Below are 7,643 nucleotides of genomic sequence, written 5' to 3'. Positions count from 1 at the left end.
AGAAAGGGATTTTACGAGGACTTCATTATCAAACAGAAAATACTCAAGGAAAGTTGGTAAGAGTTGTTTCTGGTGAAGTGTTTGATGTGGCGGTTGATATTCGTAAAGACTCACCTACATTTGGGAAATGGGTTGGTGAGTACCTTTCTGCAGATAATAAAAGACAACTTTGGATACCAGAAGGTTTTGCTCATGGTTTTTATGTAACTAGCGATGAGGCCGAATTCGTTTATAAATGTACAGATTACTACAATCCAAAGGCTGAAATTTCAATAAAATGGAACGATAAGATATTGGATATCAAGTGGCCAATAAGAGATATTGTGATTTTATCAATAAAGGATGAGAGTGGTGAATTTTTTAATGATATGTTTTGATGGTTTTTGAGATGAAAATATAATGAAAAAACAAATTGCAAAAAACATTACGGTTAATATTTTTTCATTTACAGTTAATTTTCTTGCTGCAATAATTTTAACACCGTACCTAGTAAGTAATTTAGGTGTTTCGGCTTATGGTTTAATACCTATAGCTATGTTTTTTACTGAGTATGTTGGGATAATTACACAGTCATTGTCAGCATCGATAAATAGGAATTTAACATTAGCATTACAAAGTAATGATGATAGTAAAGCATTGGAAATATTTAATACATCATTAGTTGTTGTGATTTTTATAGTCTTTTTTCAGTGCTTAGTTAGTATATATCCGATTGAAAACTTAAATAATATAATTAAAATAGAACATGGCTTTTATTTAGATGCGAAGCTTTTGTTTTTATTCACATTGATATCATTTTCAATATCATTAATAAACTCTATATTTTCAGTGTCAATGTATTCAAGTAATAGATTGGATATTATTCAATTTGCAAGTATCTTTAGACTTATATCTAAATCAATATGTATTTTTTTGTTTTTTTCATTTGATAATATTAGCTTAGCATCTGTCGGTATATCTTCAATTATTGGTAGTTCTGTTGGGTTTATTATTACATTATTGTACTGGAAGAAGTTAACACCAGAATTAAGAATTGACTTGAGGAAATTCAGAAAAAAAGAGTGTATTCCAATTTTTAGTATAGGTGGTTGGTTGCTTGTTAATCAAATCGGATTTTTATTGTTTTCAAAGGTGGATATTTTAATCGTAAATAAATTTTTAGGCAGCAATTCTGGTGGTGCTTATTCTATAGCGACAAAATTTAGTGATTTAATTAGAAGTATATCCACAGTACTTTCTGGAGTGCTTGGTCCTGTAATTATGCTTTATTTTGCTAAAAATAAAATTGATGAAATGGTTTCAATTTCAGTTAGGTTTATTAAGTATTTAAGTTTATCGATGTCAATTCCAATAATTTTTGTCTGTATTTATTCTAAAAGTATATTATCACTTTGGATTGGTAGTGAGTTTGAGTATTTATCACCATTAGTTTGGTTGATTACATTGCCATTAATAATAAATATTGGTGTCACACCGTTATTTTCAATTAACATAGCAATGAATAAAATAAAATTGCCAGCTATTATTACTTTAGTATTAGGTTTTATCGGCTTGGTCGTTTCAATAATTTTAATTAGTGAGACTGAACTTGGATATTACTCAATTGCCATTTCAAGTGGCGTTATACTAACGTTGAAAAATGCATTGTTTACTCCAATATACGCATCAGTAATATTAAATCAATCTAAATTTAAATATCTATATCTTCATTTATCAACATTGTTATTTTCTTTAATTTTAATTTTGATTTTTTACGTTGTAAATAATAGATATAGACCTGATACATATTTTGAATTATTTCTAAGTTTTGTGGTATACCTTTCTTTTTCATTGTCTTTGTTCTTTATTATGCTAAGTAAAGATGATAAAAAAATATTGAAAAATATAGTCGCTAAAAAATTTAATACTTAAGGAGTTAAGACCGATATATGAAATTTTCTTGCGGAATAACATTGTACTATCCAGATGAAAATCAGATAAGAAATGTTGAAAGATATAGTGAGATGTTTGATTCAGTATATGTTATTGATAATACACCAGTAACAAGTATTTTTGATGCTGACAAGCAAAAAAGGAATGTTTTTTTATTGAGTAATAGTGGAAATATAGGGCTATCGAAAGCACTTAATATTATGTGCAAAGAATCCATGAATAATAATTATAAATTCATTTGTTTGTTAGATCAAGATAGTCATTTTGAGTTGCGTTCAATTGACGTTATAAAGTCTTTCGTGGAAAGTAAGCATGACAAAAGTATTGGGATATTTTCACCCAGGATTATATATGAGCATGATCAAAAAAACAAATCAAATGCATTATTTGAATTAGTTCCGTGGGTTATTACTTCAGGTAGTTTTATTAATTTAAGTGCATTTGAAAAAGTGGGTGGTTTTGATGATAATTATTTTATTGATAGAATAGAATATGATTATTGTCATCAATTGAAGAAAAACAATTATGTAATAATTCAAATAAATGAAGCAATATTAAATCAAAGCTTAGGATGTATTAAGCATACTAATAAGATCAAAATATATCAACATTCTCCTATAAGGAATTATTATCAATTTAGAAATAGAATTTATTTCTATATACATAAAAGTGAATGTAACTTTATTAAAGTTGCATATAAAATATGTGCTGGTTCAATTGTGCATATATTGAAAGTTATCTTATTAGAAGATGAAAAGAAAAATAAGATAAAATATATCATAAGAGCAATAGTTGATTCATTTAAAGGTAAGTATGGCAAGTATAAAGAAGATTAATTTCATCGATGTTTTTTATAAGGTGTTTTTAGGCGTGTGGTTGATGTTAATGCTCGTCTTTTCAGGTGATTTTTCTCTATTGAAAGCTTTAGTATTATTATTATTGATTGCATTGTCATTAATTATTATTATTTTTGATAAGCCACTATTTGATTTTAAGTACCTGGTTTATATGGCTATTTGGTTATTTTTATCATTATCTTCATATTTTTATGGAGTTTATAATGGTTTTGAATTTAGTGTTAGTTTGTTTTTGTATATGATTGTTACTCCAATAATTTGTTTTGTCTTATCATCGTGTATAAATAAAGATAGGATGTTATTTATTAATGAAGTGTTGTTGTTTTCAACTTTGATAATTATAATAATCAGTCTTTACTATATAGCGTATAGGGTTGGGATGTTGTCAATGCCTAGTTGGCTGTCTGGATTAAATACTTTTGGAGGTAGTAAAATAATGGCAGATAAGTTGGAGGTAAGATTAAGTAGTCAACCTAGTCTTATATTTCTTGTGCCATATTTAACGACAATGCTGATATTTAAAGGTAAAGCTAATAAGTTTTTAATTATTTCATTGATATCATTATCTTTTCTAGTTGTTATTTTTTCAGGCCGACGAGCATTGCAACTTTTATTTTTCCTTGGTTTTTTTATTAATATTCTTTTATATAACTATAAGTTTGGACTGTCTTTTAATTCTATAATTAAGATTTTTATAGGGTTATGTTTGTTTGTTTTTTTATTAATATTGGCCTTTGAAGTTGTTGGGTATTATTCGGGGTTAAGTAATCCATTACTTGCTTTTATTACTACAATTACAAGTTCATTTGATTCTACTGTTGGAGGGGGGGTTCAACGTTATGAGCAAGCTATCCATTTATGGAAGTATTTTACTGAGTTTCCATTATTTGGCCATGGTTTAAATTCACATCCAAGTTACTTACGAAATATTGATGAAAAATGGTCATATGAATGGGTTTATTTGGCATTATTGTCTCAATCTGGAGTTTTATATTTCATATATACATTTGGAGGTTTTTTTATACTAGCCTCTAAATTATTAAAGAGATTTAAAAATTATGATGATGTGTATTTTCCTATTTTTGGTGGTATTTTTAATGGTTTTGTGTGTTTCTTGATTGCAGGGGCTACAAACCCTATGTTTTATTTTTCTTGGTTTTGGTTTCTAGCATTTATCATTTTTAATGATGAATTTTGGAAGCAAAGTGATGTTTGATAGAACTTAGAATAGTGAGGTATAATTTGATTGTTGTTAAATTAATGGGTGGTCTTGGAAATCAGTTATTTCAGATTGCATACGCAATACACTTGTCATCATTAACAAAGAAAAGTATTTATATTGATAAAACGGTATATTTAAAATATAAAATAAGATCATATTCTTTAGATGAATTGGAAGTGTCTAATTGTTTTAAAGGTAACATTCAACAGGGTTATATAAAGAGCAATCTCTTAAGGTTTACTCAAGTTGTTTATAAAGTTTACCATAAAATAATGAGATTATTACTAGTTGATCGATATGGTCGATTGCCTTTTAGATTTTTATCGAAATTTGGTTTGTTTTATAACTTTGATCGGTTTTATTATGATGTAAATATTAAAAAAGCAAAAAAAATATATATATATGGTTACTTTCAAAGTGAAAAATATTTCATTGATAATGTAGATTTAATAAAATCTTTATTTAAGGTGAAGAAAACAATAACTAATAAAGAGATGGATGTATTAAATTTAATTAATCAATCATCTAGTGTCGCTGTAAGTATGCGATTAGGTGATGACTATAAAAAAACTAAGCATTTAAATGTATGTGATAATCAATATTATCACAAAGCTATATCATTAGCTAAAACAATGATTCCGGGGGCAAGGTTTTTTATTTTTAGCGATGACATAGAAAAAGCTAAGGAGATTCTTGGATGTAATAATGATTGTTTTTATATTGAGGGTTTTACAGAAATCGAGAGTTTTAGATTGATGTATAATTGTCATGATTTTATTATTTCGAATAGTTCATTTTCATGGTGGGGGGCGTACCTATCTGAAAATAAGAATAAAATCATTATAACGCCTAGTGTCTGGTTTAAATTTATGAAAAATGAACCTGATATTTTTTTTGAGAAAATGATTAGAATTTAATTGGTTTGAATTGTTATGTTTTTATATAAAGTTACAGTTTTATTTAGGTTAGTACACTTCGTATCGTTTAAATTTATTTTTAATGACCGTGTGGCATTGTCATATTATAATGATAGAGCTAATGTCGGCGATTCTTTAAATGTTGATTTGTTTAAATATTACACTGGAAAAAGTGTTGTAAATGTTCCAGGCATGAGGCTTTTTATTCATTATTTAGGTGTCGGTAGTATTTTAAATTCAATGACAAAAAAAAGTGTTGTATGGGGGAGCGGTTTGATTTCTGAGTCTTCAGTTGACGATATAAGGGACTTAGGACGAATTTATGCTTTGCGAGGGGATAAAACAAAAAGGAAAATTGAATCAAGATTTAATATTAAGCTCAATGTTCCATTAGGTGACCCTGCTTTATTAATGCCAAGGGTTTATAAAAAAGAAATCAATTCAAAATCAATATACAGATTTGGTATAGTCCCACATTATGTAGATATTCACCATCCTATGATTGAAGAAATGATATCATGTGGAGGTAAAGTTATCGACGTATCATTACCGGTTGAAGAATTCATAAAACAAATTTCAATGTGTGATGTTATATTATCCAGTTCAATGCATGGATTAATACTTGCTGATGCATATAAAATACCAAACATACGCTTGGTTTTTAGTGATAATATAACAGGTGGTGATTTTAAATTTGATGATTATTATTCTACAACTGATAATCCAAAAGAATCAGAAAATAAAGTAATTGTGGATGATGACTTTGATATTTATAATTGTTTGAATAAGGTTTCAATAAAAAATTATATTTACAATCTTGATGATTTAGAGTCGGCATTTCCATCTTATGATCTGAAATAATTATTGGGAGTAGCGTTATGAAATTATCAGTTATTATTCCTACATGTGATAGGATATCTCTTTTAGAGCGAGCGATCACTTCTGTACAATGCCAATTTATTGATTCTGATATTTCTGGTTTTACCGATATTGATATTGTTATTGTTAATGATGGCGTTAATGTTACGAATAAAGACATTGTTAATATTTGTGAAAATTTTAATAATTTTAAAGTTAAAGTTATTAAAAACACAGGATTACATAGTGCAGCCAGTGCTAGGAATTTAGGTGTAAGACATTGCAATGGTGATTACGTTACATTTCTTGATGATGATGACCAATATTTAAATGGCCGTTTAAATTCAATGATTAAATTCCATTTAAAAAATATAGGTGTTTATTCGTTTATTTCATCAGGACGAATCGGTGATGTTAATGATTTATCTGAGATAGTTTCATTTAAAAAGCAACGTTTTGGTATTGTTTTAGAAAAAGATATTAAATATAAAAATGACATTGATATTGGTTTTTTAATTGAAAAAAAACTTTTTTTAATTAAAGGTGGATTTCCTACTGATATGAAGGCTTATGAAGACTGGTCTTTGATATTACGACTTTTAGAAGATAAGCCGGGATATAAAATATGTAGGCTTGACTATTTAGTTAATATTGATAATGAAAGAGAACGTGTTTCTGATAATGAGTTTGATTGCTGTGAAACATTAGCCAGAAAACATGGTGATCGGTATGGGGATAAATGGATTAATTATATAATTAATTTCGGTTTATATAAGTCAGGGAGAATGTATTTTATATCCACATTAAGGTCTTTCTTTTTGTTTTATGATTTTTTTATTTTGAAATGGTATTTTTTTGGTTGCTTAAAAAAAATGCGTAATATATTTTCTTGATGGTGTGTATATGGTTGTAGATATAGTTACTCCTGTTTTTAATGCTGAGTTATATTTGAAGTGCACTTATCGCTCTATTATTTTGCAGGTTTCAGATGATTATTCGTTAAAATGGCAGGTCACTGATGATAATTCTACCGATGCAAGTTTTGATATGTTATCTCGTTTTTCTTGTGAAAATTTAAAAATTAACATATGTAGACAAAGAGCAAATTCAGGTGCGGCTGCCTCCAGAAATATTTCAATATCTAATGCTACTGGAGATTTTATTGCATTCATTGATAGTGATGACCTTTGGTTGCCAGGTAAGCTTGAAAAACAAGTTTCTTTCATGGAATTGAATAATATTGATTTTTCTTTCACTGCTTATGAATTAATTGATGAACAAGGAAACCCTACTGGTCAAAACGTTGATACTCATTTAACTGAACCGGTAAGTTATGAAGATATGCTTCGCAAAAAAGCAACTCTAGGTTGTTCTACCGTCATGCTTCGTCGAAGTGCTTTTGACGATATTTCAATGCCATTGATTCGTACTGGGCAAGACTATGCGTTATGGTTGAAACTATTGAGAACAGGAATAAAAGCTTACCCAATTCCAGAGGTTTTAACCCAATATCGTATTCTGTCCAATTCAATATCTCGCAATAAAGTAAAAAAAGCTAAGAGGCAATGGCAAATTTATCGTGATATTGAAAAGTTACCCTTATTTAAGTCTATTGAATGTTTTTGTTTTTATGCTTGGCGTGCTGTGTTTAGAAAGTGAATTTCAGTTATGCTGATCAGGGAAAGATCACGAAGAACCCTTATGAAATAAGGGTTTGAGTAAATTCCAATTTCAACCTTAAGCTAACTATTTTTGTCTTATTTTGCAATATTTTCAAGATCGATTTGACGATCTATATTGGTTGTGATCATATACTTGCTTTTAAGTGTAGATAAACGCCATGAGTGGACTTAGCTT

The 7,643-nt window shown here is 28.2% G+C and carries 8 protein-coding genes; all 8 read left to right on the top strand.

Annotation, left to right across the window (positions count from 1 at the left end):
- Positions 1–377: dTDP-4-dehydrorhamnose 3,5-epimerase (gene rfbC / locus HC723_RS16085; protein ID WP_190339810.1), on the top strand; the 377-nt coding region annotated here is incomplete at its 5' end.
- Positions 378–399: 22 nt separating this feature from the next.
- Positions 400–1,911 (top strand): oligosaccharide flippase family protein, encoded by a 1,512-nt coding sequence (locus HC723_RS16080; RefSeq protein WP_190339809.1) that lies wholly within the window; start codon positions 400–402, stop codon positions 1,909–1,911.
- A 17-nt stretch (positions 1,912–1,928) separates the two neighbouring features.
- On the top strand, positions 1,929–2,768 hold the full coding sequence (locus tag HC723_RS16075; RefSeq protein WP_190339808.1) for a hypothetical protein: 840 nt from the start codon (positions 1,929–1,931) through the stop codon (positions 2,766–2,768).
- Positions 2,746–4,005 (top strand): hypothetical protein, encoded by a 1,260-nt coding sequence (locus HC723_RS16070; RefSeq protein ID WP_190339807.1) that lies wholly within the window; start codon positions 2,746–2,748, stop codon positions 4,003–4,005. Before HC723_RS16075 ends, HC723_RS16070 begins: the two co-directional genes overlap by 23 nt.
- A 26-nt stretch (positions 4,006–4,031) precedes the next feature.
- A complete protein-coding gene (locus HC723_RS16065) occupies positions 4,032–4,928 on the top strand; it encodes an alpha-1,2-fucosyltransferase (RefSeq protein ID WP_190339806.1) in 897 nt (298 codons plus the stop codon).
- A 15-nt stretch (positions 4,929–4,943) separates the two neighbouring features.
- The gene (locus HC723_RS16060) at positions 4,944–5,789 is read left to right on the top strand and encodes a polysaccharide pyruvyl transferase family protein (RefSeq protein ID WP_190339805.1); all 846 of its coding nucleotides are present in this window, start codon (positions 4,944–4,946) and stop codon (positions 5,787–5,789) included.
- Positions 5,790–5,806: 17 nt separating this feature from the next.
- Positions 5,807–6,679 carry a glycosyltransferase family 2 protein gene (locus HC723_RS16055; RefSeq protein WP_190339804.1) on the top strand — a complete coding sequence of 291 codons (873 nt, stop codon included), beginning with the start codon at positions 5,807–5,809 and terminating at the stop codon, positions 6,677–6,679.
- Positions 6,680–6,689: 10 nt separating this feature from the next.
- Positions 6,690–7,445: a glycosyltransferase family 2 protein gene (locus HC723_RS16050; RefSeq protein ID WP_190339803.1), complete on the top strand. Its 756-nt coding sequence runs from the start codon at positions 6,690–6,692 to the stop codon at positions 7,443–7,445.
- The last annotated feature ends 198 nt before the right edge of the window (positions 7,446–7,643 follow it).

The organism is Vibrio sp. S11_S32 (genome assembly GCF_014694465.1).
Classification (GTDB): Bacteria; Pseudomonadota; Gammaproteobacteria; order Enterobacterales; family Vibrionaceae; genus Vibrio; species Vibrio algicola.
This window is presented reverse-complemented; position numbering and strand designations above follow the sequence as displayed.